The organism is Histophilus somni (assembly GCF_014202395.1).
Classification (GTDB): domain Bacteria; phylum Pseudomonadota; class Gammaproteobacteria; order Enterobacterales; family Pasteurellaceae; genus Histophilus; species Histophilus somni.
Window position 1 is genome coordinate 95718 of record NZ_JACHGQ010000007.1, and the last position, 25627, is coordinate 121344.

Consider the following 25627-nt stretch of genomic DNA (forward strand, 5'->3'; position numbering starts at 1 on the left):
AGTTGATTTTAAAAATAAACAGAGGTATATTCGCAAGGACCATTAGAAAAGCGATGAATTCTGCCGATCGCAGCCTATCTGAGATGACCGGTTCTGCTCAGATGTCCGAGAGCGTGTGGGGAAGTGGCAGTACCCCCTAATGGTCTTTAAATACTTTTTTCCATTCTTTTTCATTCTGAATTCTAAATGATTGTACAAATAGCTCATTTGGCTTGATTTACCGCTTCTTCCAACTTGTTAAAAGCCAATTTAAACTCACCACCGCTCATCTCCGCTTTCGCAAACTGATGAGCCGACATCGTTTCTTACTCCGCATAGTTGATTTTAAAAATAAACAGGGGTATATTCAGCTAGTATTGCATGCAGCAGGAAATCTTGGAAACTGCTAAACGAAGGCTATTGGAGCTGGGAAACATTCGTGGGGACACCGAGTCCCACCGTGCAATACTTAATCCATTCTGAACGACTGCATATAAATTTCTTTTGCTTCTTCCAATACCTTAATAACAACTAAATAACGCCTACCATTGATTGTTTTATAAAATTCAAAGTGTTTGTCTTTTTTACTTTTTACTTCATCAGGGAAACGCAAAATTTCAGGTAAAACATTGTACGTTTCAATTCCAAATTGCCCCTCTCGGTGAGCAATTTGCTTAATTAACGAATCGTCAGATAACCAAACTGTTTTAAGTTGAGTGTTTAATAATTTTCTAGTTTCGTCAGTAAGTAATCCGGAAGCAAACTTAAAATTTCGCTCTAACGTATTTCGTAAGTTTTTCAGGTAAATCTCACGCTGATCACGATTTTTTAATGCCTTGTATTCAGGTAATTTAGGTGCAATTTTATCTTTAAGCCAATCATAAGCCCGCTTAAATTCTCCACCGTTCATCTCCGCTTTCGCAAACTGATGAGCCAGCTTTTCAGGGTATACATCCAAATTCGGCTTATAGGTCAAACGCCCTACATTATAATCAAATCCCTTGTCCGCCAATCGCACCGTACCGTCCGGCAATTTAAAACCAATCGTCTCTTCTTGATGACCAAATTTATCTTGCGGACGTTTGGCGTTGACCAGTAATGCCTCGCTACTCCCGACCTCATCAATCCCTTTGCGTTTTAAATCAAGCTCACCCAAGGCAATGACAGTACAGCGACAGTTAAAACCGTTAGGTGGAAAAAAAGTCGCCCAAAACGGATCGTCATAGCGATAAATTTTGCCGTTTAAGGCTTGATGTGCTGGGCGAGAGCGTTGGTCGCTCACTGCCGAATATTGCCAATAAGGGGCGTTATCCACATTTTCCATATAACGTTGATAACGTGCTGCGGAATAGGCTTGTTGCATATTCGTGCGGTAAATTATTTTTAAACGACGAGGGGTACCGAAATACTCCCCTGTTTTCGGGTCGGCAAGTAATTTACCGTCAATTCCACGACTAATTCCTTTGTCATGCCCAAATACCCAACCTTTACGCTCAAACTCAGCCGTCAGCGTTTTTTTCCATTGATGGAAGGATTTACCTTCTCGTCTCGCTTTTTCCATCGATTCGTAAATATCACGGGTCATCTCAAGGCTGGTGAGTTTGCTAATGGTCGTTGCCCGAGCCAATGCACTATCAACCTGTTCCTGCTTAACTACCTTAGTTACCAGTTGCTTTTTTTGGTGTAAATACGCAATTGCCTGTTTAGGCTCAAGCCCGATAGCAAAATTAACTTTCTGCATTTGCAATCCCTAACAAATCCGCTAAAAATAACGCATTGGATAAATAACGTTCATATTCTTCACTGACTAAATCGGGGTAAGATTCCGCTAATTTTTCCGCAGCTTCCTCATAAGAATTGCACGCCATGATTACAGCTACCGCTTTTTTCATTATAGGATCCAGTTGGGCGTTAAAATCAGGTACAGCAAAGGCTTCATTAGCTAAATCATCTAAGATATCCTGCTCTTTAATCCCGGTCTTGTGCCGGTCAGATAATGCGTACAATTTACCACCGCAACCGCAAGAGCAGGTTGTTTCTTTGGCAACATGTGCCGATAGCCCCACTGCTTGCGTAGGTATTGCACGAGCTAAAACCGCTTCCCCCTCTTGCACTTCAGGAATACCGAGTTTATCTCTTGCCCATTCCACAGGAATAGGTAACCCAACATCAACTAATTTTGGCAAACTGTCGGCAAATAATGCCAAGTCCGCTGGCTCTTTCGTGTCAAATTCAAACCGTGGAATACGGCTCGGATCAATGTTCCCGAAGTTAATTTGCAAAAACGGGAGAATAATCTGTCGGGTAAAGGTTTGCTCTAACTGTTTTACATCAGACACTAACAAATCACGACGTACCTCGTTATGCACATTACCAAGGGCATTAGTTGAACTTTTACCGTCTGCACCTGAGGTTAAGGTTTGCCCTAAAATCAAACGAGCAATAGATTTTTCGCACCAATCCACCATTTGCAAAAACGGATTATTTCCTCCCGCACTCCCCGCACTTGCCACATCATGCAGTTCAATACTCATCGACTCCGGCATAATACCTGCTGCATTGTGTCCGATTTCTGCTAAGGCACGTTTAAGCGTTTGTTTTTCGTTTGAGGTTGCCCCTGCTCCATATTTTCCAATACGAATAGGCATACCATACACTTCTAAAAACTTGGCAAAATCGTAGATACTGTAATATTTAAACATATACAACCATGCCAAGGTGCGGAATAAATTATTACGTGCCACCTGTGTAGAGCGGGATTTGTGCGTATGTACCACCCAACCATAAGGACGTAACGGCTCCCCCTCGTGGTTTTGTGGGGTTTTGAGTAATAAGCTATCGTGTTTGTCCCACTTAAACCACGATGGCGGGCGATGATGAAAAGCGTTTGGATACCATAGTCTGCCGTTAAATCCCCATTCAATTTCCAAGGCAGCGAAACCGTGTCCGACGGCATCCATACAATCCATGACCAAATCTTCAAAGTTACCGAATTGGAAAAATAACTCATCAACTTCATCACGTAGCTTTTCCTCTTGCGGTGTTGCATTACGAGGGGCAACAATCGCCCAATCCACCCCAAGTGTCGCACGCTTACGGGTTTGGATATTGGCAAAAATCGCACTATCCCGCTCTTCAATATCCATAAATAATTCGTGTTGAGCGGTTATATCGCCACTTTCCGCTTCGTCAAAAATGGTTTTCATTTTGGCGGGCGTAATAAAATTGCTTGGGTGGTCGGAAAGCACTCGCCCTGTCGCAGTAATTTCAGCTAAGTCTGTTTGTGGTGGGCTTAAAACCTGTTTTAAATTTTGTTTAACATTGGGCTGTTTTTTCTTTTTGCTTATTTTTTGTCCTGTTTAGCGGTTTGTTGTTGTGGGAGGCGAATATGATTCATTCCTCGGGGTTGTGTTTACGTTTTTGTGTTAATGTCGCCATTTACTCCCGCCATATTCACTATCATCTATGCTTTCCCATTCAATTGGTGCCGATGAGCTCACTGCATTACGCCATAACATTTCCAACGCATCGGGACCGTCATCGTGATCCGCTTTCGGAAAATGTCGTAACTGACTTTCAAGCGTCGATTGCGAGCGATGTAACAAAATTAAACCGTTGGCGATATGCGGTTGGAGGCTTTCAATCCGCAACATTTTGTCGCTGTTCGGTTTGGTCGCCGTTGCTGGTACAGGTTTTCCTCGTTGAGCGGAGCGTTTAACTAACTCGGTTTGCAGAAACTCCTGAAATTGTACTGTCTCCACAAACCAACGATGGCAGTTATATTGCGTGTGCAGTCTGATCACATCTTCAATAATCAAATCAGGTAGCCGTTTTTTAATTTGTGCCTCAACTACATAGAGTTTTCCGCTTTCACGATGATAACCGCCGACCAAAATCGCTGACGGGTCTCGGCTTGCCCCCGCTTTTCCCATTGAGGGATCTAATGCCCCGAAATAAATGAGGTTATCAGGTAATTCTGTCCAGTATTGAATACTATGTGCAAAAATTGCTTCATCACCAGAAACAGGGTCATTTTGATATTCGGAGTCAAAAGTCGCATGTCCTTCTCTTGCTCGAATTTTCATTAAGTCAAGCAATGGGCGAGCTGCCCAAGAGACAATCGCACCTTTGTTCATTTCAGCTTTGTTTGTGTGATAAAAGGCCTCTGCCACCGCTTCGCCGTCACGCAAATAGAGGTCTTCCCATCTGTCCCACAATGCCATATTATCGGGAAGTTGAATAATTGCTTTAAAGTGTGCCGTATTCCATGCTTTACTTGCCAAAGTGCGGTTAAGTACACTGTCATAGTGCAAAATTGTCCCAATGTAAATAACATCTAATTTATCGCCTGCCGAGCCGAGAGGAAGGACGGTTTTTTTTAGCCAGTTATGTAATTTATCCCGTTGCTCAGGATTGCGGACTTGTTCGTCATTTTCAATATCATCTAAAATCACTAAATCAGGGCGGTAAGCACCATGACGCAATCCCCGCAGTTTTTTACCTGAACCTGCTACCTGTACTTTTTGATTCATACGGGTAATAATTGTCCCCGCTTGCCAAACACGCCCTTCTCCAAAAATGTCGGGAAAATCGGTGCGAATACGGCTGTTAAATTCCAACTCTGCCTTAATCGCTTCTAACATGGGGTAGGCTTGGTCGATACTGTCCATCACTAACAATACATAGCGTTTTCGCTGAGTGACTAAACACCATAGGGTGGTAAGTTGGGTTACAATGGTCGATTTCGCTTCACCCCGAGGTGCTGCAATGGCATCTAAACAATTTTTTTTAGTCGCAAAAATCTGTGGCAAACGCTGAAATAAATAACGGTGCAACGCTGATTTTTCAGGTGAGCGGACATAGTGCGGAAAGTAAGTATTGATAAAAAATTCCAGCCCTGTTTTATCATTCATCACCGATTTTCGGCGGTTTGCCACTGCTTGCGGACTGTCGTCCCAGCCCTCAAAGGAGGCTTCTATTTTCTGCCGTAGGCTGTCTGCATAGGCAGCAAGTTGTTGCAAAAACTCCTTACTACGCATCTACTTATCTCCAACCAATAACGCTACAAATAAAAACCAACCCCAGCCATTATTACCGCTACACGCAATGATGCAGGCACAAACTAAACACAATGTAGCCATTTCTACTTACCTTTTTTAAAATTTTGGTCTAACACCGCCCCAAACCCATTCAACGCTTCTAAAAAATCACCCAGTAAATTCGGGTGGGTTTGCTGGATAAAGTCGCCAAACAGCTTAATCGTCCGCATTGCGACAGCAAGCTCTGAGACTTCCGGCAAGATTTTTTTACTTGCAGCGGTCATTTTGGCAAAACTGTCGGCAAGCGTGCCAAGTAGCAATACTTTATCTTTACTGCTTACCTCTGCATTGCTTTGTAATTCTTCCATAGTAGAGCGATACTGCACGATAAACCCTGTGAGCAAACTTTGGGAAATATCCGTCAGCTCACCCCCTGCCATAATCTGTACATCACGTGCCTTATCCCAATCATCACCGTTTTTAAGTGCTTCTGCTTTCCAGCGACGAGCCGTATTAAACGATACACCGGCACGCTCTGCAGATTGCTCAAGAGTAAAACGATCAAATACATAATAACGTCGCACATAGGCTTTCACTTTTGGATTATGTGCCATTATTACCCCGCTAAACTTACCCGAATAAGTTCAATCCCGACAGCAACCAATCCACCGCTGATTCCTCCGGCAATCAATGCGGTATTGCGGTTTTTGCGTGCCATTTCTTGCACTAACCGTTCTAAGGCTTGTACATCATTTTTAATTTTGACCAACTCTTCATTTTGCTTATCTACTTTTTGGTTAATAATCTCTGTTATCGCCAAAATTTGATCTAATTTTTCTTCTGTTGATTTTCTGTATTGTCGCTTACTCATTTGTCCACCTTGTTATCTAGTTTTTGTTCAATTTGATTTAATTTCGAGAGAATACGGTCAAGCTGGGTTTCAACACTTCTATTGATCTGTTGTGCCATTTCTTTACTTTGATAATCCTGCTTGATATCTTTGATTTCTTGTTGTAATTCGCCAAAATCCTTATCTAGCCGTTTAAACCAAAGCCCAATAAAAAATACAGCAACACCGACTAACAAATTAAATATCATCATGCCGTCAATCTGTATTGCCATGTTTTCGCTCCTTACAAATCTCTCGGTACGTTTTGTTATGTACCATAATCTGTCGCAGGGTTTCGGTGGTGTCTTGGCGACTGGCTTTAATCACCGCAAAACCGGCACAGCCGGGGTTAATCACGGAGATCGTTGGACTGTTGCAAGCGGTCAATAATGCCGTTACGGTCAGTGCGGTTAGCGTTTTCTTCATGGCGTTTTCTCACTTCAAAATGGTTTATTTGGGTTTGTGCAATTTTCTGTTCAGCTTGTAAGGTTTTATTGGTTTCAAATAGCCGGTTGATTTCGTTATTGGCTTGTTTTAAACGGCATAAGAGATAACCGGCAATCAACACGACCGCTGAAGCTATAATGGCAATCAGGTGTAACATCATGGTTCTTCTCCTTTGTTGCGTTGTTTGAATACATTGACCGCCCCTTTTGTTGCTGCGGTGCCTACGCAGGCAAAGAGAAACGTACTGAATAATTCGGGGACGTAATGTTTGTCCATATAAACGCTGTAAAACATGATAAAGGTTGCCACTAAAAAGCCGAAAAATTGGATTGTGCCTGTGGTCGAAAGACGACCGTCGGCGTTAGTAATTAATTCGTTGAGTTTCATGTTGTTTTACTCTTTAAATAAATGTGCTTCGTTGATAATTTGTTCACTGTCCAACCATTCCCACACATCAAAACAGGGACAATGTTTAAGCCATTCATTCGGGCTGATTGTGCCGTCGCCGTTTTGGTCAGGGGATAAATCACGATGTCCGCAGATACGAGCTTCGGGATATTCGCTTTCCAGTTTTCGTAATAAATGGTGTAGGGAACGCCATTGTCGGGCGGTAAATCGTCCGTAATTTTTGCCGGTAATACTGATACCGCCGACTAAACAAATGCCGATAGATTGTTGATTATATCCTTTGACGTGAGCACCGACTTCCCCGACTTTGCGACCTGTTTCCACTGTGCCGTCCGTATCAATGACATAGTGGTAGCCGATATGTTTTAAGTGCGGGTTAAATTGTGTGAAATTTGCATAAGTACGCTTAAAGCCACGTTCTGCATGCCAGCGGTCAATCACTTGAGCTGCTGTGTGGGCTTTATTGCGTAAAGGTTTGCCGTTTTGCGTAGCGGAGCAATGGATAACGATTTTTAAAATAGGGAACATAAAAAATCCTCTCTAAGTATGACCTAAAGAGGATTAAAACACATTTAATGCAACCGGTAGCGAGGAGTTTTTTCCACGCACTTTATCGATTATATTAATGCTATTTGTTGCATTTTTCTGTTTTGTTGATAATAGCGAATTGCTTCCCATGCGGTACGATCTGACACTCGGTATTTAGGACATAATGCCAATACAGCCATACGACCACTCATCTTTTTATTTTCCGTTAAATAGCAAAACTCCGCATAGATTTGTTGATTTCTTAAGATACGTAATGCCGTCTCGCAACGAGGAATATAAACTTCTCCCACACCGATATAACGCTGTAATTTAACCGCACTTTCTTCTCCCAGCACGTCAACCAACCGCTCAAAACATTTCGCCGAACCGGAAAATTGAAAAGACACGCCGCCAAAAGCTTTGACTAATTTTTCCGTATCAAGCAATCCAATTACTTCTACAATTCCTTTGATGCTTTCCGGCAAATAATTTTCTACACCCTCAAAATCCATTATTTCCCCTTAATGACAAAATTAAAGGGAAGTATCCGGTAAGATTTTGAAAATAGTGAACCTGTATAGGAAAATTTTGCAGAAAAGAAAAAAAATAGGGCGAATCACTTCGCCCGATAACCACGCATTAATTATTTAAGGTGAGTTTGGCTTCCTGCAAGCGGTATTGCAAACCGTCGCCCATTAAACGCAACAGATTGGCAAGATGGTAGTAGGAAATTTGGTCGTGGGTGTTATCCGCAATTGCCAATAAATGACTGACGCTATATAACGCATCGCCGACGGTGTCGAAGTTGTCCAACATGTCTTGAAGTTGGATAGATAAATTTTTCATGGTGTTCTCCTTATGCGTTAAAAGTGAGTAACAGTTGTGTTTTTGTGGTGAATTGATTTTGAGCCTTACGTTCAATCAGCTCAAATTCAAACAATTTAACTAAACGACGTTTTAATGCCGTTGGGCTTAGCCTTAAAAGCGTACAGATTTCCGTATTGGTTAATCCCATGTCCCGATAACGCAAAATTTCTTTGTATTCGGGGTGGGCGGTAAGTAATGCTTGTTGGGCTTGTTTTTTGAGTTTTAACAACATGTCGGGATTTTGGCGTAAAACGGTAGGAATGCCTAGCAATTGTTGCTTTAAGACATGGTTTTCCGCTTGCAGGCGGGGAATTTCAAGAATTGCCTTTTTTTCCATTTTGATAAAATAACGGCGGACTGCTCGCCCTAATTTTGTACGTTCAATCATACAAAGCTCTTTTACCATATCAATAGTTAAATGGTAATCTCTAACAACTTTTTCACGCTTGCCAAGAAAACCAGCCTCGGTAATGATAATATTATCAACACCGATAAAATCAAGGTTTTCCATAAATTCATATTCAGAAATACGGTGCTTTATCCAGTTGGAAAACTCCTGCTTGCTCTGTAGTTCCTTATGCAAATCACGAGCATTTACTAATTGAGTAGGGATGTTGAGAATTAAACCAGTAAAGGTTTTAATATTGAAGTGTGTCATTTTGTGTTTCCTTTTCGAGGAACCTATTGTTTGGCGTTCGACAGCTCAAAAATCTATGCTCATTTCAGATTTTCATCTCTACAACCTGCGTATTTAACCTACAGGTGTCCACACACGAAACATAAACCAGAGTTATTCCCCTTTCGGGTGTTGTATTCCTCGCACTGTCGAACATAACAGATAGGGCGGTCGGGAGCCGAAAAGTAGCACAAAATCTACTGGACTTATTCCCCTTTCGAGTGTTGTATTCGCCGCACTCCCGACCATTGTTTAAAAAGTTTGATTTTTTCGACCGCACTTTTAAAAGTTGCAGACAAAAAAATACCACGAGATAACGGTTGTGGCTTCCGTTTTGTGTTGGTTTTTCGAACCTGATCGCAAAAATAAAATAAATTTCCGCAAAAATCAAGTCCAAAAAGCGATTTTATGCAACATATTTTATTCAAACTATTTTGTATTTTTAATAAAAAAGCCCACAATCTTTTTTGCGGGCTTCGTGAAATTATTCTTGGCTTTATTGGCTAGCTAACTTATAATATTCTCACTTTCAAGGGAGAGCTTGAAAGTGAGTGTAAGGCTTAATCCTTATGCTTGAAGAGGATAACAAGATGTTTAAGTTAATTATCCTTATCACGTTGTTGTTAGTGAGCTTGCCGGCTTACTAAGTGATAATCCGGGGTGTTCGTGCACCCCGGTTCTTCAAACAATCACATTATGAGATAAATCAAATGGCATTGTCAAGATCTGAAATTGTCGCTAGAAGCGATTTAAAACGAGGCTATAAAAATAAAGCGTTGAAGTTACCGCTCACTACCATTGCTGAAATTGAGCGTTTGGCGGAAGAAAAAGGGCTTTCACAAGCTCAATTTATTGTGCAGCTGGTTGCACAATTCGGCGAACAGGTAAAAGGGGCGTAAGCCCTTTTTGGTTGCTTGAGGTTTTAATATTGAAGTGTGTCATTTTGTGTTTCCTTTTCGAGGATTATCTATTATGGCGTTCGACTTAAGCGATTATTTTTCCGTTCTTTGTTGCCATTTTTTCAACCGTTCCAACACGAGGCTTGCCATTTGGTCATTCAACGATTGTACATTTAATACAATGGGTTGCTTTCGGTTTGCTAAAATGGGGTTTGCAATACCACGAACCCATTTATTTAACGCCTGTTCCGAGCCGTCTCGAATAATGCCTTGTTTGTGCATGTCAATCCAAATCGCCCTAATTTTGGTCGCAATCTTGCTTTTTGCCACCGCACTTTTTGTACTTGGCGAATGTGTTGGATTTTTTGCGGTTTTTTTGAAGCCTTTTTGTTCCAATTCGTGCATAACTTTCATCAATTCCGCCAAGCTCATTTGGGTTGTGCTGTGTTTGCCGGTGATATGTTTGAGCATTGCCCGATAGCTATATTCATCTATCGCTAATTTTTGCTTGGCAATGTGGATGAGTTGGATATATTTTGCTTTGCTGTGCATTGGATTTTCCTTGTTAAAACCTATTATTCAGCCCACTTTGCTAAATGGGCTGTAAAGGAAATTTAATGCTAAAAATATGACATTGGCTCATGTGAATAAAATCACTGTTTTTCATAAGGTTTCTCCTGTGGTTTGGGTTAAAAAGTCGTTTTATTTGTTGGCTTAGCGGTATTAAACATAAATACTCGCAATCGCCGTTCTTCGGTTTGTAAATCTGCTACGGCTCGTTTCATTAATCGGCAACTTTCGGTGTAATCTCCGTTAATTAAGGCGTCTTTTGCCCATTCGAGGGTTTCTAAGCTACTGATGATTTCATCCAGTATTTTTTGTTTCTGTTGATATTCGCTGGGAATAAGGTCGTGCATTATTGGGGTCTCCATTTTCCTTTTTTGGTTTCTTCCGCCTGTTTTCGGCAAAAGGCTTGGCGGCTTTCGCACCAGTGTTTGTTGCGTGGTCGGGCGTTAATGGCGGCGACTTCCCAAGCTTTTGCCGCTTCTGCCCATTGGGCTTGTCTTTCTAGGTTTGCCGCTTGTTGGCTGTAGTGTTTAAAGCGGTCAAATTGGATGATGTGGTTTGTCATAATGTTTCCTTTTTTGGGGTTAAAACACTTTATAAATGCCCCTTAAATTGGGTTTAAAGGGCATTGAAAAGGGTTTTAATATTTACAGATTAGCCAACATATAAAGCAGAAGGCAGCAACATAACCAAGCATAATAATCGTGTGTTCGTTCATTTATACCCCCGCCATATCTAAACTGATTGGTTGATACTTGCCTTGTTCGTCTCGTTCGTAAAAGCGGATATAGTCTTTGCTGCCCACTACTTGCACGCTGTCGGCAATGGCTTGCATGGCTTGTGTCCAGCGTTCATCTTGGATATCCACTCGACGCAGGGACAAAATGCGAGCGGTGGAAAGGTTGCCCTCTTTGTCCACTCGGAAGGCGTTATCAATTAATGACCGCAGTTCAGGTCGGGCTTCTGCCGACCATTCGTGCAAGCACTCGTCAATTTGGGCTTTGGCGGCGTGAATACGTTCGTCAAAGCGGATATGGTCTGCAACGGCAACTTGTAATTTGTATTTACCGTCAAAGCTGTAGAGTGTGATATTGCCTTTACGTCCGCCGATGCTGACGTTGTATTTTTCGGCGGAGAGTTCGACAAACGCGGCGATGTCGGTTAAATACGTTGTGTTTAAACGTGCGTATTTGATGTTGTAACGCTGAGGCGGATTGGATCAATTCGCTGATTAATTCGTCCCTCGTTTTGTCAATGTCTTTAATCAGCTCTTCGGCAACTAACGCCCCTTTTGCATCTTGCCAGTAGATTTTGCCGTTGATTTCGGTTTTTATGGTCATGTTTTTTTTCCTCTTGGTTGGTTAATGTAAATGGGTTCGCCAGATGACTTTGATGCCTTCTACTAGCATTTGGTATTCGCTATAACGTTGCGGGTCGTTGCCTCGGATATAGCAAATTGCCTGTTTGTTTTTTTGTAACATTTGGGTAATCGCACAAGGTTGTACCCGCACTTTGGGTTTGATGTGTTCAAAATGTACGTTGATTACGTGTAATCCCATTTTGTCTAGGCGTTTGATACATTTTTGTACTTGGCTTAAATAATCAATCGTTAAGCTGTTATTGCCACATAGGGCTTGGTTTGGGTGTGCTAGGGGTTGGTTGTTCATTTCACTTCCTCTTTGTCTAATTTTACGATGATAATTTGTTGTCCTTTATTTCTGCGGTGGTGGCTGGGCGTTGCCCACTTGTATACTGTTTTCGTTTTAACACCGAGCTTCATTGCTAATTCTTCTGCTGTACCGTCTGCCACATTAATTTCGCCACGGTACGCTGCATAAATTTGACGGTACATAAGCCTCCTAACTGATTAACATTTTGCTATATTGTTCAATTAACTCTTTGGTAATCGGAATTTGATTAATTTCACTTGATCGCACTACACCTCGCATTAACTTACTTAATCGGCGGGCGTTGCCGTTACAGGCTTTAATTAATGGTGTGTTAAATTCAGTTGTTCTTAACGCACTTTCTGCTAATAACCCTAAATCCTCTTCACTTAACGCATTACCCAAATCACAAGCAAAACCTACTCGGCTATAGAGCTGTGCTAACTCGTTATTTTTACCCTTGAGATTAACCAACAAGCGAGGCATGCCAGCCAACACCACTCCAATCCCTGATAAATCATGGATGCGGCGGATAAACTCTAATGAGCGAGTAGAGAGCAACTCTGCTTCATCCACCATTAACAACCGCTCCGAGCCTTTAAGTTTGCTTACAATACTGTCTAAGAGCTCGTTATTAATTCCACGAGCCGTTGCCCCGACCGTTTCTGCAATCTTGCGTAGTAGCACTTTCGGCGTACAACTCGGATCAACCTCAATTAACACCGCAGAGCTATTTCTTCGAGCGTACTCTTTCAACATTTGCGTTTTTCCTAAACCTGCTGCCCCAAAAATCACATTAATTTCACCTTCAACGTGGGCAAACTGCATCACTTCCATTCCACGTTTTGCCGCTAAAGTTGGTACAAATTCAGCGTTATATTTAGCCTCAACCACTTTAGCTTTCTGGCGTTCGAGCATTTCATCTACTTTGCGATCTAATTCTTCGCAGTTGCCTTGATATTTACCGCTCAAGTATTGGCTCACTGTTGCCACAGATACACCAAAGGCATTCGCTACTTGCTTTTGTCCTAACCCTTGGGCTTGCATAAATTCTTTAAGCTGTTGGTTTTTCATTTTTTAGCCTCCTACCGCTAACTTTTTTTCGTAATCTTCTCGTTCTGCCTGTGTAAAAAATAACGGCACTGGCTCTTTTTTCGGCTTACTTGCTGTTGCCAACAAGTTAAAATCAGGTTTATGCTCAATTGTAATAACAGGATTAAGCTCCGCATCAATCTCTGCCAGTTGTCGCTCTTTAAGCTTACTGCGACGTTGATGGCGTTCTTTACGCTGCTGCTCCAGCATCGCCACTGGAAAGGCTTCTCTTGTGTTACCATTCCAAATCGCATCACACACAAATCTGCCGTCTTTGGTTCGCACCTGTATGCTTTCGGCGTTATGGATATCAATTCCAATCACTACTTCTTGCCCATCTACTGCTAATAATTTGGTATTAAAATATTTGTTGTTACACCAACTTATCCAACCTCGCTCAGGCGTGCGGATAAACTCAGGTCGGCTCATATCACGCAATTCAATATCCGTCAGCATGACCACATCTTCCGGGTGTAACATCTGCTGATATTTCTTAGCTGGTATACATCTAATTTCGCTATGGATATGCTCTTGGTTGTACCAATCGACCACTTGTTGCACCATATCCAGTAACTGTTGCCAACTTGGGAGCTTGCCTTTCGCTCTTTTTTGCACCGGTGTAAGCGCTGTGCCTTTCGCATTAGCCAAAGAGTTCACACCGTAAAGCACCTTGCGAGTGGTTTCAGGGTCTGCCCCTGTGCCGTAGTAAGTCTCAAACTGGCGTGCAATCAATAACCCCCCCCCCCACTGTTTTGTTTAATCTTTCGATAATCCCACGCCCTTGCGGATTACCTGCAATCCCTGTTTCGTGCTTGATACCCAAGCGGGGTAACATCCCCGTTACTTCCGCATCTAAAAATTTATTCTTTTCCCCACCACCGTTATCTGAGTAGTAGATAGCTGGGACACCATGTGTTGATATGGCGTGACGTAGGGCATCTGCTACTGCAAAAGCGTTTTCCGCTAATGCCATCGACCACCCCACAATTTTTCGACTTGCACCATCAATAATCATGGTTAATTCAGGGGTAAATGGCTTGCCATGTATTGGGTGAGCCACTTTCAGTTTCATGGCGTGACCGTCCCCAATCCACACATCATTTGCTCTTAATGCTGACCAATCCCGTTTCACATAACTTAATAACGTTTTGTAATGTGAGCCTGTTCGTCTGCCATACTCTTTTACATAGAGCGGTAGCTTTGCCATCGCTCGTTGCACTTGGCTCAAACTTGGCATTTCTGCGAGTAAAATCGGGTTTTCTTGATAATTACTTGCCCATTCAACTTTAAATTGACGATAGGCTTCCGTTAAACAAATCCCATTTTTCTGACGGTAAACACCTAAAAAAGAGGTTAGCCACCAAATCTCTTCAGGCTTAACCGCCTGTTTCACTTGTGGAGCAAGCAATTTCAAACGTTGCTCTACATTCTTGGCTTTGCAGTAATCCACCACCCAACCATTTAAGGTACGCACACTTAGTGTCCGCTTAGCTGATTTCTTAGCATTCGCCACTTCAATTAGCTCTGCAAGGTGTGCAGGCAACTTGCCATTTTTTGCAAGATCACATAAATAAGTCACCGCTTTAATTCGACTCATTGACTGTTCAAGCTCTAGCACATACTGCACTAACGCCATTCGAGCATCTGCTATCTCGCGTTGTTTTGTAGTTAGGTTCGCCAAATCCACTTCTGCACGCACTGAGAGGAGTTGTTTCGGTTGAGCTTTCACTACATCGACCACAAATTTCTTACGGATTTCGGTTTGGATAACTTCGGGCATTGAGGCTAGGGCGTATTCCAAACCACCGCCACGTCCCTCACGTTTGCGAGATTGCCAGTTTTCACGTTTGGCTTTATCTGAAATTCTTCTAATGCTGCCAGGTAAGCTTGAAACATTGAAAGTTGATAATTCCTGAACGCTATAAAACTCTTTTAGCTCAAACATATAATTCACCTAAATTTGAGCAAATTTTTTTCTTAATTGGGAAATTTTCTCTTCCCGAAGAGCTTTCTTTTGTTGATTTTGAGCGTAATGTGGAAAAACCTGATCTAAAGGTTTTTCAATGGCGAGAGATATTGCCTTTGCAATCCGTTGGCTATTCTTTCCTTGCTTGATTACAACAGAAACAGCCTGATTTGATACTCCCAATGACTCCGCAATCATTGCAACATTCAGATTTCGATTTGTTAGTGCTTGATAAATTTCATTTGGACTCATAAAATCACCTATTACAACAACTTAATTCAATTAGTTACATCAACTAATTGTTTCAATAATTTTATTACATGCCAAATATTTTTGGCATGTAAAATATTTTTGTAATTTATTTGAGGTTTTTTATGGAATTGGCAATTACACGCGAAGATATGGGAATTCGCTTAGTAGAAGAAAGATCCAGATTAGGCTATTCACAGGCAGATTTTGCCCATCAAACAGATGTTAGTCGTGAGTCGCTTCGATTAAATGAAATAGGAAGAACTGGGATTTCAGCCGAGTTTTTAGGCAGAGCAGCTCAGCTAGGGGTTGATGTTCAATATGTAATTACAGGGATTCGCTCTAAAAGTACAGAGGAGACTTTAGCCCCATCAAATAATTCTTCTGTAACGGGAGATAACAATAATGTGGTATACGGAAATGGGACAATAAATAATATAAAGACCGAGAAGCTTGTTACAAAAACAAAAGCAGCGGTTGAACCTAATAAAACTCATATCAATGAAAAAATGGCAAGAACATTACACGATCTTGTTGACGAAATCGTTATCTTAGAGCAGAAACTAAAACAAAAACCTAAAAGTTATCAAGCTGTATGGAGTACATTAAATAGACATTGTAAGGTTACTGCATATAGATTAATTCCGATAGATATGTATGATAAAGCAGAGCTTTACTTGCGTAAATGGATTGGACGCTTAAACTCTGCTAAATCAGCTCCTAAAAAGATTGGTAATGAATGGCGCAAGAAAAAATATAGTTATATTCACACTAATGTAAAACAAATGGGAATAGAACCTTTGCTACGAGCTCATCTTGAAGAACGTTATGCAGTTGGTAGTTTGACAGAACTTAGTGACGATCAGTTGGATAAAGTTTATCGTTATATAGCGAGTAAAAAAAGAACGTTAAATAAAGTTTGACATTATTACGTCTAGGTTAGAGTAGTGTATTAAAAACATAAAAACTCTCTAATATATTGATTATTAATAATTTTTAACTAACTTTGACGTTAGTCACTATTTTGTTTTAAACGTCCAAGTTAGGTATGCCTATCTTAGACGTTCTAGTTATATAAATGTAGATAGCTTGAAAGTATTGTACTATAAAGCAAAAATAAAGGCGATTTCACCTGAAACCGCCTTGCCTAATCTTTATTGCCATTTTTAAAGATTTAAACCTGTTTTAAAAATCTTTTAAAAACCATCTAAACCCCGATCACTTTTATGCAAAAAATAATGCAAAAACCACCCATTATTTACCATTTTTAACCATTCTTATTTTTTGCATAACTCCCCCAAACAAAAAACGGCAAAGCCTTGCCACACAAAGCCCACCGCAATTTTTCCGACCAAATTTTTTGTTTTTTATCTATGTAAAAATAGTTAGTACCTCACAAAAGCAAATGTTGTAAAGGTACTGCGAGAGCAATTTCCGCTTTAAATCCTGTTGCCACTTATCGACTTAAAACGCAGTACTTTCTTTTATCACCTTGCAGATAAAGTGGATAAAAATGCGGAAATTAGGCAGAAAGAGGCCGAGATTTATCACGAAAACAACGGTAACTATGGCTATCGTCGTATCACGCTGATATTGAGAAAAATCTGAACAATCAACCATAAAAAAGTCCACGCAACAAAATGCTACTTCGGCAAGCGGTTTGACACGCTTGGCGAACTTAAGCAAACTATTCATGAATACATTCATTACTACAACAATGAGCGTATTCAAGTGAAATTAAAAGGACCAAGTCCTGCAGAATACAGAACTCAGTCCTCAAGTTAACGCAGTCTAACTTTTTTGGGTCAGATCAATTCGGAGATTTTTTGTTTTGGATTATTTTGAGCTTGGAATGCTGAAACGCTTGTTGAAACGTTCTACACGACCGCCGGTATCAACAACACGTTGTTTACCAGTATAGAAAGGATGGCAGTTGCTACATACGTCCAAGTTCAAATTTTTACCCACTGTTGAACGAGTTTTAATTACGTTACCGCAAGAACACGTCGCAGTAATTTCTTTATATTCAGGGTGAATACCTTGTTTCATAGAAAACCTCTTAAAAATCACTCCGCTCTCCAAAACCGAATTTGGCACCGAGTGCTGTTAATATTACGCCATCTAAAGGCAATTTAGTAAGGTGGCAGATTATACCGAAAAAATGGGCTTTTTCAAGTTATCTGTATAAAAAACCGCACTTTATCCTTGCATGTTAAAGTGCGGTATAATTTGCAACAATTTTTTACATTGCTGTCCAAAGTAAAATGGCAAGCAACTGAGGCGACATAATACGCAGGAACATAGAAAGCGGATAAACAGTAGCGTAAGATAATGCAGCTATACCGCTATCTTCTTTAATTGCATTGGCAAAAGCCAGTGCGGGAGGATCAGTCATTGAACCTGCAAGCAAACCGCATAAGCTGAGATAGTTTAATTTCATGTATAAGCGAGCAATAATGCCGGTGATCATTAATGGAATAAAGGTAATGAACATACCATATCCCATCCATTCAAGTCCTTGACCATTAACCAGTGTGTCAACAAATCCGCCTCCGGATTTTAGTCCAACAACAGCTAGGAATAAAACGATACCAATTTCACGTAGTGCTAAGTTTGCACTGGGCGGCATAAACCAATAGAGTTTACCGACACTACCAATACGAGCAAGGATTAGTGCGATAACTAATGGACCTCCGGCTAAACCTAATTTTAATGCTACAGGGAATCCTGGAATGTAGAATGGAATTGAGCCTAATAGCACGCCTAATCCAATTCCGATAAATACCGGTAACATTTGAACTTGTTGTAGTTTTTGTTGTGCATTGCCAATAATTGAGGTTGCATTACCAATTGTATCGGATCGCCCTACAATATGTAGCACATCGCCAAATTGTAATGCGGTGTTGGCTGTTGGAACTAACTCTACGCCGGCACGATTTAAACGTGAAATCACAACGCCATATTTTTTATGAATTCCTAAGTGTTTTATGCGTTTACCAAGCACTTTTTCATTGGTAACAACAATACGTTCAGAACGAAGATCGCCCGCTAAATGAGTCATAGGCATATCAATTTCCTCACCTATCACCAATTTCATTTTTTTCAACGCATTGATTTCACCAACTAAATGTAATACGTCATCAATTGCTATGATGGTATCTGCACTTGGTACACTAATATTTTCTTGACGTTTTAAACGAGAACAAACCACATCTTTATTGTCAAAACCGGGAATATCAATTAGGCGTAGACCGCTTAGATTTGGATTAGTTACCCGAATATTTATTGTGGTTAAACTTTCTTTATCCTGTCCGTTGGCCTTTTGGAATTGTTTATCCTCTTCTTCAACTTTAATTTTAAAAAATAAGCGAATTAACCACATACTGAGTAAAATACCGCAAATTCCGAAAGGATAAGCCATAGCATATGCCATACCCATAGTACTGTTAGCATTTTCTACTCCCAGTTCAGTGAGAATTTGTTGACCGGCTCCTAAGGATGGCGTATTTGTTACCGCACCTGAGTAGATTCCGAGAATAACATCAAGATCAACATTAACGACTTTGTACAGAACAAAAACACTTACTGCACCGAGAACAACAATTAATGTTGCTAAGCCGTTCAGTTTTAAACCGGCAGAGAGTAGAGAAGCGAAAAATCCCGGACCGACTTGAATACCAATAGTGTAAACAAAAAGAATTAAACCAAATTCTTGGATAAAGTGTAGAGTGTGTGCATCTAATTTCACACCATTTTGGTTCATAAAATGAGCGACAATAATCCCTCCAAATAAAACTCCCCCGATGCCTAAACCGACACCACGTATTTTCCAATGCCCTATCCATAAACCAACAACGGCAACAAGGGCTAAGATACAAATTGTGATAGCAATATCACTCATACCAACCTCTTTTAATTTTAAATATCAAAAAAAATAACTAACACGAATTATATCAAGCTCAATTTAAAAGAAACGACAAAAATCTAAAAAATGTAGGATTTATCACATTTTTCTTGATTAAGTTATGGTTTTTATTAACAATATTTGAAAAAAATTAAATTTCATTTAATCCCTTTATTATAAGAGGCGTTGAGAATACAAAATGAATTGGACGGAAGAACTTTTTACATCGTTACTTTGGATAGTAAAAAGCTTATTTATAGCAAGCTTGGTTTTCTCTTTAATTTTATATTTTTTGATAAAAATGACCCGATGGGGACATCAATTTTGGCTATTAGCGAAAAGTTATTTATCACCACGTCATAGCCTTATGCCTTTGTGTTATTTTTGGGTAATCGTTTTTTTTGACTTATTATCCGTGCGTTTGGACATTTTATTTTCCAGTTGGTATAAGTCCATGTATGATGCCTTACAAGAAATGAACGTAGTTGGATTCTGGCAGCAAATGGTTGTTTTTTCCCTTTTGGCTATGGTTCATATATTTAATGTTTTGCTTACTTACTATATTTCTCAGGGCTTCAAAATTAAATGGAGAACTTGGCTTAATAATGAAATGTTAGATAAATGGTCTGAAAATCAGGCTTACTATAAAACGCAGTGCCTTGCCCATCAATTAGACAATCCGGATCAACGTATTCAACAAGATATTGATGCCTATGTTTCCAATTCATTAAACTTTGCTACAGGTGTTATTTCTTCCACGGTTTCTTTAGCTGCATTTACCGTGATTTTATGGAATTTGTCAGGTCCGATGGTAATTATGGGCTATGAAATTCCACATATGATGGTATTCTTGGTTTTTATTTATGTATTAGTGAGTAGTGTAATTGCTTTTAGAATTGGGCGACCATTGATTCAATTGAATTTTGTTAATGAGCGTTTAAATGCAAACTATCGTTATTCATTAATTCGTTTAAAAGAATACGCAGAAAGCATAGCTTTTTATCGAGGGGAAAATATAGAAAAATCGATGCTATTACGCCAATTTGAAAAAGTAATTGGTAATTTGTGGCAAATAATCCACCGCACTTTGAAATTATCCGGCTTCAATTTAGTGGTTTCACAGGCATCAGTCATTTTTCCATTTATTATTCAGGCAGCCCGTTATTTTTCCGGACAGATTAAATTAGGTGATTTAATTCAGACGTCACAGGCTTTTAGCAAGGTTCAGTCAGCACTATCGTTTTATCGAAATTCCTATGATGATTTTGCCGCCTATAGAGCGGTATTGGATCGTCTAACAGGTTTCCATAGTGCTATTGAAGCAACTAAGCAGCCATCAAAAACACAAATAGAACCTCATATGTCAGCGGTTATTTTTGATAACTTAAATATTAATACGCCGGAAGGAAATGCACTAATTAAGAGACTGGACTTAACGATTGAGCAAGGTTCATCTTTGCTTATTCAAGGTAAATCAGGTGTAGGGAAAACGACTTTATTACGTACGGTAGCAGGATTATGGCCATATTCGGAAGGGCGGATTTTTTGTCCACAACAAACATTGTTTTTAGCACAAAAAACCTATTTACCACAGGGGTGCTTAATTGATGCTCTTTATTATCCTGAACCGGTTCCGGCTGACGTTGAAGCAGATAATATCAGTAACATTTTGCAAAAAGTGCATTTGTCTCATCTGGTTGACAAATTGGATGTAGAAAATGATTGGACGAGAGTGTTGTCTTTAGGGGAGCAACAACGTGTAGCTTGTGCGAGAGTGTTGTTACATAAGCCTAAAGTTGTTTTTTTGGATGAGGCTACATCAAGTATGGATGAAGGGCTTGAAGATGCGATGTATCGTTTACTGCTAACTGAATTACCCGGTACAACTTTGATTAGCGTAGGACATCGTTCAACTTTGCATAAATATCATCAATTGCACTTGTATATTAATACTGATAAAAGTTGGGAAATAACGAAACATGCAACAGTATTTTAGCATAGAATATACTTGTTAATTTGCTAGATGAAATTTATCCATCGACCTTAGGGCGGTGGATTTTTTACGTTCTAAATTTGATATAGATCAAATAAACTTTATTTTTATTTGCAAATTATTCTCAATAAATTTGAGATTTTTTACTAGAAAAATTAATAATTAAGCAGGTTTTTCTTACAAAATTTATGCAAATAACACACAATATATAGTGGTTGAGTTTTTAAAAGTAACAATATATAGTGATTTGACTTTTCTTAAACGCAACATATAGGTTTATGTAAAAATGGGTTCATTCTTCGTTATTAAACGTGATGGTTCACGTGCAGAATTTGAAATACAAAGAATTATTAATGCTATTAAAAAAGCTGCAAGTGCGGTCAATATCCAAGATGAAATGTTCTGTCATCAAATTGGACAACTGGTCTGTGATAATATTTTTGCTCATTACCAAAAAGAAATTGATATTAGCCACATCCAGGAGATTGTTGAAAATCATCTGATGGCTAGCAAGTATCCACAAGTTGCACGAGCTTATATTGAATATCGTCATGAGCGTGATTTAGCTAGAGAGAAACGTAGTAATTTGACTAAAGAAATCGAAGGATTAATTGGGCAAAGTAATGTGGAATTGTTAAATGAGAATGCCAATAAAGATTCGAAAGTCATTCCAACTCAGCGTGATTTATTGGCGGGTATTGTCGCTAAACATTATGCTAAACGTTATATTCTGCCAAAAGATGTCGTTGATTCCCATGAAAAAGGCGAAATTCATTATCATGATTTAGATTATGCACCATTCTTTCCTATGTTTAACTGCATGTTGGTCGATTTAAAAGGTATGCTGACGAAAGGATTTAAAATGGGGAATGCGGACATTGAGCCGCCAAAATCTATTGGTACTGCGACTGCGGTTACCGCACAAATTATCGCTCAAGTGGCAAGTCATATTTATGGTGGAACTACTATTAATCGTATTGATGAAGTACTTGCACCTTACGTGCAACTCAGCTATGAAAAACACTTGAAAACAGCTGCACTTTGGCAAATTCCAGATCCCAAAGCTTATGCCGACAGTTTAATTCAAAAAGAATGTTTTGATGCTTTTCAATCGTTGGAATATGAAGTCAACACTCTGCATACTGCCAATGGACAAACGCCATTTGTTACTTTTGGGTTTGGTTTGGGGATCAGTTGGCAAGAGCGGTTGATTCAGAAAGCTATTTTGCAAAACCGAATTCGTGGATTGGGGAAAAATCATAAAACACCTGTTTTTCCTAAGTTGGTTTTTACAATTAAAAAAGGGGTCAATCAAAATTCAGGAGATCCGAATTATGATATTAAACAGCTCGCTTTAGAATGTGCTTCAAAACGCATGTATCCGGATATTCTCAATTATGATCAAGTTGTGAAAGTAACAGGTTCATTTAAAGCACCAATGGGATGCCGTAGTTTTCTTGGTGCTTATGAAGAAAATAACGAATTGGTCCATGATGGACGGAATAATTTGGGTGTAGTTAGCCTAAATTTGCCACGTATTGCACTGGAAGCGAAAGGCGATGAGCAGCAATTCTATACATTGCTTGAAGCAAGGTTGGATCTTGCTAAAAAAGCATTGATGACACGTATTGCCCGTTTGGAAAATACAAAAGCACGAGTTGCACCAATTTTATATATGGAGGGAGCTTGTGGTGTTCGTTTAAAAGCAGATGATAATGTGGCACAAATTTTTAAAAACGGTAGAGCATCAATTTCGCTTGGTTATATTGGTATTCATGAAACTATTAACGCCCTATTTGGCGGTAAACACATTTATGATGATACAAAATTGCGTAAAAAGGGCATTGAAATTGTCAGTTTCTTGAGCGAAAAAGTTAAACATTGGAAAGCGGAAACTGGCTATGCTTTTAGTTTATATTCCACACCGAGCGAAAACTTGTGTGATCGTTTTTGTCGTTTAGATACCAAACAGTTTGGTGTTGTTGATGGGGTGACGGACAAAGGTTATTACACAAATAGCTATCATTTAGATGTTGAGAAAAAAGTAAATCCTTATGATAAATTGGATTTTGAGATGCCTTACCCTCGTTTAGCGAGCGGTGGATTTATTTGCTATGGTGAATATCCAAATATTCAGCATAATTTAAAAGCACTTGAAGATGTTTGGGACTATTCTTATGAACGAGTTCCTTATTATGGTACTAATACACCGATTGATGAATGCTATGAATGTGGTTTTACAGGAGAGTTTAGTTGTACAAGCAAAGGGTTTACTTGCCCTAAGTGCGGTAATCATGATAGTGAAAAAGTCTCTGTAACCCGTCGAGTATGCGGTTATTTAGGAAGCCCGGATGCACGTCCGTTTAATGCTGGAAAACAAGAAGAGGTTAAACGCCGTGTTAAACATTTATAAAAATCATCGCTCTTTATGAATTATCTGCAATATTATCCGATTGATGTTGTAAACGGTGAAGGCACAAGATGTACGTTGTTTGTCAGTGGTTGCTCCCATGCTTGCAAAGGGTGTTACAACCAAAAGAGTTGGTCATTTAGGGCTGGAGTATTATTTGATCGAGAGATGGAAGATCAAATTATTCGAGATCTACAGGATAGACGCATTCGCCGACAAGGATTGAGTTTAACAGGCGGTGATCCTTTACATCCTCAAAATATTACCGCACTTTTGCCTTTTGTGCAGAGAGTAAAAAAGGAATGTCCTGATAAAGATATTTGGCTATGGACAGGTTATTTATTAGCGGAGCTTGATGAATTGCAACGGAAAATGTTGCCTTACATTGATGTGTTAATTGATGGTAAGTTTGAGCAAGAAAAAGCCGATCCAAGTTTGATTTGGCGAGGATCCGCAAATCAAGTGATTTATCGCTTTAATATTTAGCTTTTTATACATATTCTTAAATAAGCTCATTCATATGTACAACATGGTGTATTCAAATTCTTCTGCATAACCAATTTCAACTTAGGTATTTGTAACGATATGATAATTATCGAGAAATTGAATATTATAAAAAACCGCTCATAAAGAGCGGTTTTTTGTGCGAAGGTTTTAATAATTAGCTTTTGTAGTTATGTACATGAGCAACTAAATCTAATACTTTATTTGAGTAGCCAGTTTCATTATCATACCAAGAAACTAATTTAACGAAAGTATCAGTTAATGCAATACCTGCTGCCGCATCGAATACAGAAGTCAAACTACAACCGTTGAAATCAGTAGAAACTACAGCGTCTTCAGTATAACCTAATACACCTTTCATTTCATTTTCAGAAGCACGTTTGATTTCTGCACAGATTTCTGCATAAGTTGCCGGTTTTTCCAAGTTTACAGTTAAATCAACGACGGAAACGTTTGGTGTAGGAACACGGAATGCCATACCTGTTAATTTACCATTCAATGCAGGGATAACTTTACCAACAGCTTTTGCCGCACCTGTTGAAGAAGGGATAATATTTTGTGCCGCACCACGACCTCCACGCCAGTCTTTTGCAGAAGGGCCATCAACAGTTTTTTGGGTTGCTGTTGTTGCATGAACTGTTGTCATTAAACCGTCTTTGATACCGAATTTGTCATTGATAACTTTAGCTAACGGTGCTAAACAGTTTGTTGTACAAGAAGCATTAGAAACAATGTCTTGACCGGCATACGCATCAAAGTTTACGCCGTTAACAAACATTGGCGTTGCATCTTTAGATGGACCGGTTAAAACAACTTTTTTCGCACCTGCGGTAATATGTTTACGAGCAGTTGCGTCATCTAAGAATAAACCTGTCGCTTCAACAGCAACATCAACACCGAGCTCATTCCATTTTAAATTAGCAGGGTCACGCTCTGATGTAACACGAATCGCTTTACCATTGACCACTAAGTTTCCATCTTTGACTTCAACTGTACCATCAAAACGACCATGAGTTGAATCATATTTAAGCATATAAGCCATATATTCAACATCAATTAGATCGTTAATACCAACTACCTCAATGTCATCACGAGTTTGTGCTGCACGAAATACGATACGACCGATACGACCGAAACCATTAATACCAATTTTAATTGTCATAATATTTTCACCTATAATATTTTAAGTTAAACGAAACTCGATGCTTTACAGAAGTGCTTAGTCTTTCTAGTTTTCACGCTGGGGTAGATTATAGCATAAATTCTTCTTTGATTATAGTGTCTCTAGAGTAAATCCGGCATATATAGATTTTTTATGATCCACGTCAAAGTTGATAATGTTTGTACCACATTGATTTTTTAGTGTAGTATGTGCGGAGATTTATGTTTCATCGTTAAGCGGAAAATGACTTTTCATATGGAAATAGGAAGAATATCATGTTAACCAACCAACCAACCAACCAACCAACCAACCAACCAACCAACCAACCAACCAACCAACCAACCAACCAACCAACCAACCAACCAACCAACCAACCAACAT

Annotated in this window: 28 protein-coding genes and 3 pseudogenes; 6 read left to right on the forward strand and 25 right to left on the reverse strand. The window is 39.6% G+C overall.

The annotated features are described in order from the left end of the window. Positions 1-448 precede the first annotated feature (448 nt). The 13 genes from HNR69_RS06115 to HNR69_RS06170 all read right to left on the reverse strand — a co-directional run bounded on the left by HNR69_RS06115 (position 449) and on the right by HNR69_RS06170 (position 8815). A complete protein-coding gene (locus HNR69_RS06115) occupies positions 449-1720 on the reverse strand; it encodes a phage minor head protein (RefSeq protein ID WP_075294212.1) in 1272 nt (423 codons plus the stop codon). Continuing rightward, the gene (locus HNR69_RS06120; protein WP_075294211.1) at positions 1707-3326 is read right to left on the reverse strand and encodes a DUF935 domain-containing protein; all 1620 of its coding nucleotides are present in this window, start codon (positions 3324-3326) and stop codon (positions 1707-1709) included. The genes HNR69_RS06115 and HNR69_RS06120 overlap by 14 nt, the downstream gene beginning before the upstream one ends. Positions 3327-3404: 78 nt before the next feature. Continuing rightward, a complete protein-coding gene (gene terL / locus HNR69_RS06125; RefSeq protein WP_183405654.1) occupies positions 3405-5018 on the reverse strand; it encodes a phage terminase large subunit in 1614 nt (537 codons plus the stop codon). A gap of 104 nt (positions 5019-5122) precedes the next feature. Then, complete coding sequence (locus HNR69_RS06130) at positions 5123-5632, reverse strand: DUF1804 family protein (RefSeq protein ID WP_075294210.1); 510 nt, start codon at positions 5630-5632, stop codon at positions 5123-5125. A gap of 2 nt (positions 5633-5634) precedes the next feature. Continuing rightward, positions 5635-5889: a hypothetical protein gene (locus HNR69_RS06135; protein ID WP_075294209.1), complete on the reverse strand. Its 255-nt coding sequence runs from the start codon at positions 5887-5889 to the stop codon at positions 5635-5637. Then, positions 5886-6140, reverse strand: coding sequence for a hypothetical protein (locus HNR69_RS06140; protein WP_075294208.1), 255 nt, complete (start codon positions 6138-6140; stop codon positions 5886-5888). The genes HNR69_RS06135 and HNR69_RS06140 overlap by 4 nt, the downstream gene beginning before the upstream one ends. Next, the gene (locus HNR69_RS09810) at positions 6124-6333 is read right to left on the reverse strand and encodes a lipoprotein (RefSeq protein WP_075294207.1); all 210 of its coding nucleotides are present in this window, start codon (positions 6331-6333) and stop codon (positions 6124-6126) included. The genes HNR69_RS06140 and HNR69_RS09810 overlap by 17 nt, the downstream gene beginning before the upstream one ends. Next, positions 6257-6514, reverse strand: coding sequence for a DUF2681 domain-containing protein (locus HNR69_RS06145; RefSeq protein ID WP_075294206.1), 258 nt, complete (start codon positions 6512-6514; stop codon positions 6257-6259). Before HNR69_RS06145 ends, HNR69_RS09810 begins: the two co-directional genes overlap by 77 nt. After that, the gene (locus HNR69_RS06150; RefSeq protein ID WP_075294205.1) at positions 6511-6741 is read right to left on the reverse strand and encodes a DUF2644 domain-containing protein; all 231 of its coding nucleotides are present in this window, start codon (positions 6739-6741) and stop codon (positions 6511-6513) included. The genes HNR69_RS06145 and HNR69_RS06150 overlap by 4 nt, the downstream gene beginning before the upstream one ends. A 6-nt stretch (positions 6742-6747) precedes the next feature. After that, complete coding sequence (locus tag HNR69_RS06155) at positions 6748-7290, reverse strand: N-acetylmuramoyl-L-alanine amidase (RefSeq protein WP_075294204.1); 543 nt, start codon at positions 7288-7290, stop codon at positions 6748-6750. Positions 7291-7379: 89 nt separating this feature from the next. After that, positions 7380-7802, reverse strand: a complete 423-nt coding sequence (locus HNR69_RS06160) for a Mor transcription activator family protein (RefSeq protein WP_221265084.1) — start codon at positions 7800-7802, stop codon at positions 7380-7382. A 127-nt stretch (positions 7803-7929) separates the two neighbouring features. Further along, positions 7930-8136: a hypothetical protein gene (locus tag HNR69_RS06165; protein WP_075294202.1), complete on the reverse strand. Its 207-nt coding sequence runs from the start codon at positions 8134-8136 to the stop codon at positions 7930-7932. Between the two features lie 10 nt (positions 8137-8146). Next, the gene (locus HNR69_RS06170) at positions 8147-8815 is read right to left on the reverse strand and encodes an antA/AntB antirepressor family protein (protein WP_075294201.1); all 669 of its coding nucleotides are present in this window, start codon (positions 8813-8815) and stop codon (positions 8147-8149) included. Positions 8816-9543: 728 nt separating this feature from the next. Between HNR69_RS06170 and HNR69_RS06175 the strand changes: the two genes are divergently transcribed. Continuing rightward, a complete protein-coding gene (locus tag HNR69_RS06175) occupies positions 9544-9732 on the forward strand; it encodes a ribbon-helix-helix protein, CopG family (RefSeq protein WP_075294200.1) in 189 nt (62 codons plus the stop codon). A 93-nt stretch (positions 9733-9825) separates the two neighbouring features. On the opposite strand, the gene HNR69_RS06180 is transcribed toward HNR69_RS06175, so the two are convergent. The 9 genes and pseudogenes from HNR69_RS06180 to HNR69_RS06220 all read right to left on the reverse strand — a co-directional run bounded on the left by HNR69_RS06180 (position 9826) and on the right by HNR69_RS06220 (position 15276). Then, a complete protein-coding gene (locus HNR69_RS06180) occupies positions 9826-10284 on the reverse strand; it encodes a gp16 family protein (RefSeq protein WP_075294199.1) in 459 nt (152 codons plus the stop codon). A 137-nt stretch (positions 10285-10421) separates the two neighbouring features. Then, on the reverse strand, positions 10422-10664 hold the full coding sequence (locus HNR69_RS06185; protein WP_135026520.1) for a hypothetical protein: 243 nt from the start codon (positions 10662-10664) through the stop codon (positions 10422-10424). Further along, on the reverse strand, positions 10649-10864 hold the full coding sequence (locus HNR69_RS06190; protein WP_075294197.1) for an ANR family transcriptional regulator: 216 nt from the start codon (positions 10862-10864) through the stop codon (positions 10649-10651). Before HNR69_RS06190 ends, HNR69_RS06185 begins: the two co-directional genes overlap by 16 nt. Positions 10865-11017: 153 nt before the next feature. Next, positions 11018-11639: pseudogene (locus HNR69_RS06195) on the reverse strand (DUF3164 family protein). Positions 11640-11660: 21 nt separating this feature from the next. Further along, positions 11661-11966 carry an HI_1482 family protein gene (locus HNR69_RS06200; RefSeq protein ID WP_136122266.1) on the reverse strand — a complete coding sequence of 102 codons (306 nt, stop codon included), beginning with the start codon at positions 11964-11966 and terminating at the stop codon, positions 11661-11663. Further along, positions 11963-12151, reverse strand: a complete 189-nt coding sequence (locus HNR69_RS06205) for a hypothetical protein (protein WP_075294195.1) — start codon at positions 12149-12151, stop codon at positions 11963-11965. Before HNR69_RS06205 ends, HNR69_RS06200 begins: the two co-directional genes overlap by 4 nt. 7 nt (positions 12152-12158) lie before the next feature. Beyond that, positions 12159-13040 (reverse strand): AAA family ATPase, encoded by an 882-nt coding sequence (locus HNR69_RS06210; RefSeq protein ID WP_075294194.1) that lies wholly within the window; start codon positions 13038-13040, stop codon positions 12159-12161. A gap of 3 nt (positions 13041-13043) precedes the next feature. Continuing rightward, positions 13044-15003, reverse strand: a pseudogene (locus tag HNR69_RS06215) (transposase). 9 nt (positions 15004-15012) lie between these two features. Then, positions 15013-15276, reverse strand: coding sequence for a DNA-binding protein (locus tag HNR69_RS06220; RefSeq protein WP_075294193.1), 264 nt, complete (start codon positions 15274-15276; stop codon positions 15013-15015). Between the two features lie 122 nt (positions 15277-15398). Between HNR69_RS06220 and HNR69_RS06225 the strand changes: the two genes are divergently transcribed. Both HNR69_RS06225 and HNR69_RS09600 read left to right on the forward strand, forming a co-directional pair. Continuing rightward, on the forward strand, positions 15399-16196 hold the full coding sequence (locus tag HNR69_RS06225) for an ORF6C domain-containing protein (protein ID WP_075294192.1): 798 nt from the start codon (positions 15399-15401) through the stop codon (positions 16194-16196). A gap of 475 nt (positions 16197-16671) precedes the next feature. Next, positions 16672-17058, forward strand: a pseudogene (locus HNR69_RS09600) (IS3 family transposase); the annotation flags it as partial. A gap of 51 nt (positions 17059-17109) precedes the next feature. Here HNR69_RS09600 and rpmE read toward each other — a convergent pair. Both rpmE and HNR69_RS06240 read right to left on the reverse strand, forming a co-directional pair. After that, on the reverse strand, positions 17110-17322 hold the full coding sequence (gene rpmE / locus HNR69_RS06235) for a 50S ribosomal protein L31 (protein WP_012341368.1): 213 nt from the start codon (positions 17320-17322) through the stop codon (positions 17110-17112). A gap of 193 nt (positions 17323-17515) precedes the next feature. Continuing rightward, positions 17516-19174 carry a putative transporter gene (locus HNR69_RS06240; RefSeq protein ID WP_075294190.1) on the reverse strand — a complete coding sequence of 553 codons (1659 nt, stop codon included), beginning with the start codon at positions 19172-19174 and terminating at the stop codon, positions 17516-17518. A gap of 202 nt (positions 19175-19376) precedes the next feature. On the opposite strand from HNR69_RS06240, the gene HNR69_RS06245 reads away from it, so the two are divergent. The 3 genes from HNR69_RS06245 (at position 19377) to nrdG (ending at position 24066) form a co-directional block, all read left to right on the forward strand. Next, positions 19377-21173 carry an ABC transporter ATP-binding protein/permease gene (locus HNR69_RS06245; protein WP_075294189.1) on the forward strand — a complete coding sequence of 599 codons (1797 nt, stop codon included), beginning with the start codon at positions 19377-19379 and terminating at the stop codon, positions 21171-21173. Between the two features lie 283 nt (positions 21174-21456). Next, entirely contained in the window at positions 21457-23583 is a 2127-nt protein-coding gene (gene nrdD, locus HNR69_RS06250; RefSeq protein ID WP_075294188.1) for an anaerobic ribonucleoside-triphosphate reductase, read from the forward strand. A 15-nt stretch (positions 23584-23598) separates the two neighbouring features. Beyond that, positions 23599-24066, forward strand: coding sequence for an anaerobic ribonucleoside-triphosphate reductase-activating protein (nrdG, locus tag HNR69_RS06255; protein ID WP_011609618.1), 468 nt, complete (start codon positions 23599-23601; stop codon positions 24064-24066). A gap of 175 nt (positions 24067-24241) precedes the next feature. On the opposite strand, the gene gap is transcribed toward nrdG, so the two are convergent. After that, a complete protein-coding gene (gap, locus tag HNR69_RS06260) occupies positions 24242-25246 on the reverse strand; it encodes a type I glyceraldehyde-3-phosphate dehydrogenase (protein WP_075294187.1) in 1005 nt (334 codons plus the stop codon). Between the last annotated feature and the right edge of the window lie 381 nt (positions 25247-25627).

What these genes read in the sequence shown, in the direction of transcription:
- HNR69_RS06245 (WP_075294189.1), top strand. Translation starts at nt 19,377, where the DNA reads ATGAATTGGACGGAAGAACTTTTTACATCGTTACTTTGGATAGTAAAA.
- HNR69_RS06150 (WP_075294205.1), bottom strand. Translation starts at nt 6,741, where the DNA reads ATGAAACTCAACGAATTAATTACTAACGCCGACGGTCGTCTTTCGACC.
- gap (WP_075294187.1), bottom strand. Translation starts at nt 25,246, where the DNA reads ATGACAATTAAAATTGGTATTAATGGTTTCGGTCGTATCGGTCGTATC.
- HNR69_RS06165 (WP_075294202.1), bottom strand. Translation starts at nt 8,136, where the DNA reads ATGAAAAATTTATCTATCCAACTTCAAGACATGTTGGACAACTTCGAC.
- HNR69_RS06140 (WP_075294208.1), bottom strand. Translation starts at nt 6,140, where the DNA reads ATGGCAATACAGATTGACGGCATGATGATATTTAATTTGTTAGTCGGT.
- HNR69_RS06205 (WP_075294195.1), bottom strand. Translation starts at nt 12,151, where the DNA reads ATGTACCGTCAAATTTATGCAGCGTACCGTGGCGAAATTAATGTGGCA.
- HNR69_RS06185 (WP_135026520.1), bottom strand. Translation starts at nt 10,664, where the DNA reads ATGGAGACCCCAATAATGCACGACCTTATTCCCAGCGAATATCAACAG.
- HNR69_RS06200 (WP_136122266.1), bottom strand. Translation starts at nt 11,966, where the DNA reads ATGAACAACCAACCCCTAGCACACCCAAACCAAGCCCTATGTGGCAAT.
- nrdD (WP_075294188.1), top strand. Translation starts at nt 21,457, where the DNA reads ATGGGTTCATTCTTCGTTATTAAACGTGATGGTTCACGTGCAGAATTT.
- HNR69_RS06190 (WP_075294197.1), bottom strand. Translation starts at nt 10,864, where the DNA reads ATGACAAACCACATCATCCAATTTGACCGCTTTAAACACTACAGCCAA.
- HNR69_RS06225 (WP_075294192.1), top strand. Translation starts at nt 15,399, where the DNA reads ATGGAATTGGCAATTACACGCGAAGATATGGGAATTCGCTTAGTAGAA.
- HNR69_RS06115 (WP_075294212.1), bottom strand. Translation starts at nt 1,720, where the DNA reads ATGCAGAAAGTTAATTTTGCTATCGGGCTTGAGCCTAAACAGGCAATT.
- HNR69_RS06210 (WP_075294194.1), bottom strand. Translation starts at nt 13,040, where the DNA reads ATGAAAAACCAACAGCTTAAAGAATTTATGCAAGCCCAAGGGTTAGGA.
- HNR69_RS06145 (WP_075294206.1), bottom strand. Translation starts at nt 6,514, where the DNA reads ATGATGTTACACCTGATTGCCATTATAGCTTCAGCGGTCGTGTTGATT.
- rpmE (WP_012341368.1), bottom strand. Translation starts at nt 17,322, where the DNA reads ATGAAACAAGGTATTCACCCTGAATATAAAGAAATTACTGCGACGTGT.
- HNR69_RS06135 (WP_075294209.1), bottom strand. Translation starts at nt 5,889, where the DNA reads ATGAGTAAGCGACAATACAGAAAATCAACAGAAGAAAAATTAGATCAA.
- nrdG (WP_011609618.1), top strand. Translation starts at nt 23,599, where the DNA reads ATGAATTATCTGCAATATTATCCGATTGATGTTGTAAACGGTGAAGGC.
- HNR69_RS06160 (WP_221265084.1), bottom strand. Translation starts at nt 7,802, where the DNA reads ATGGATTTTGAGGGTGTAGAAAATTATTTGCCGGAAAGCATCAAAGGA.
- HNR69_RS06175 (WP_075294200.1), top strand. Translation starts at nt 9,544, where the DNA reads ATGGCATTGTCAAGATCTGAAATTGTCGCTAGAAGCGATTTAAAACGA.
- HNR69_RS06170 (WP_075294201.1), bottom strand. Translation starts at nt 8,815, where the DNA reads ATGACACACTTCAATATTAAAACCTTTACTGGTTTAATTCTCAACATC.
- HNR69_RS06220 (WP_075294193.1), bottom strand. Translation starts at nt 15,276, where the DNA reads ATGAGTCCAAATGAAATTTATCAAGCACTAACAAATCGAAATCTGAAT.
- HNR69_RS06180 (WP_075294199.1), bottom strand. Translation starts at nt 10,284, where the DNA reads ATGCACAGCAAAGCAAAATATATCCAACTCATCCACATTGCCAAGCAA.
- HNR69_RS06155 (WP_075294204.1), bottom strand. Translation starts at nt 7,290, where the DNA reads ATGTTCCCTATTTTAAAAATCGTTATCCATTGCTCCGCTACGCAAAAC.
- HNR69_RS06130 (WP_075294210.1), bottom strand. Translation starts at nt 5,632, where the DNA reads ATGGCACATAATCCAAAAGTGAAAGCCTATGTGCGACGTTATTATGTA.
- HNR69_RS09810 (WP_075294207.1), bottom strand. Translation starts at nt 6,333, where the DNA reads ATGAAGAAAACGCTAACCGCACTGACCGTAACGGCATTATTGACCGCT.
- terL (WP_183405654.1), bottom strand. Translation starts at nt 5,018, where the DNA reads ATGCGTAGTAAGGAGTTTTTGCAACAACTTGCTGCCTATGCAGACAGC.
- HNR69_RS06240 (WP_075294190.1), bottom strand. Translation starts at nt 19,174, where the DNA reads ATGAGTGATATTGCTATCACAATTTGTATCTTAGCCCTTGTTGCCGTT.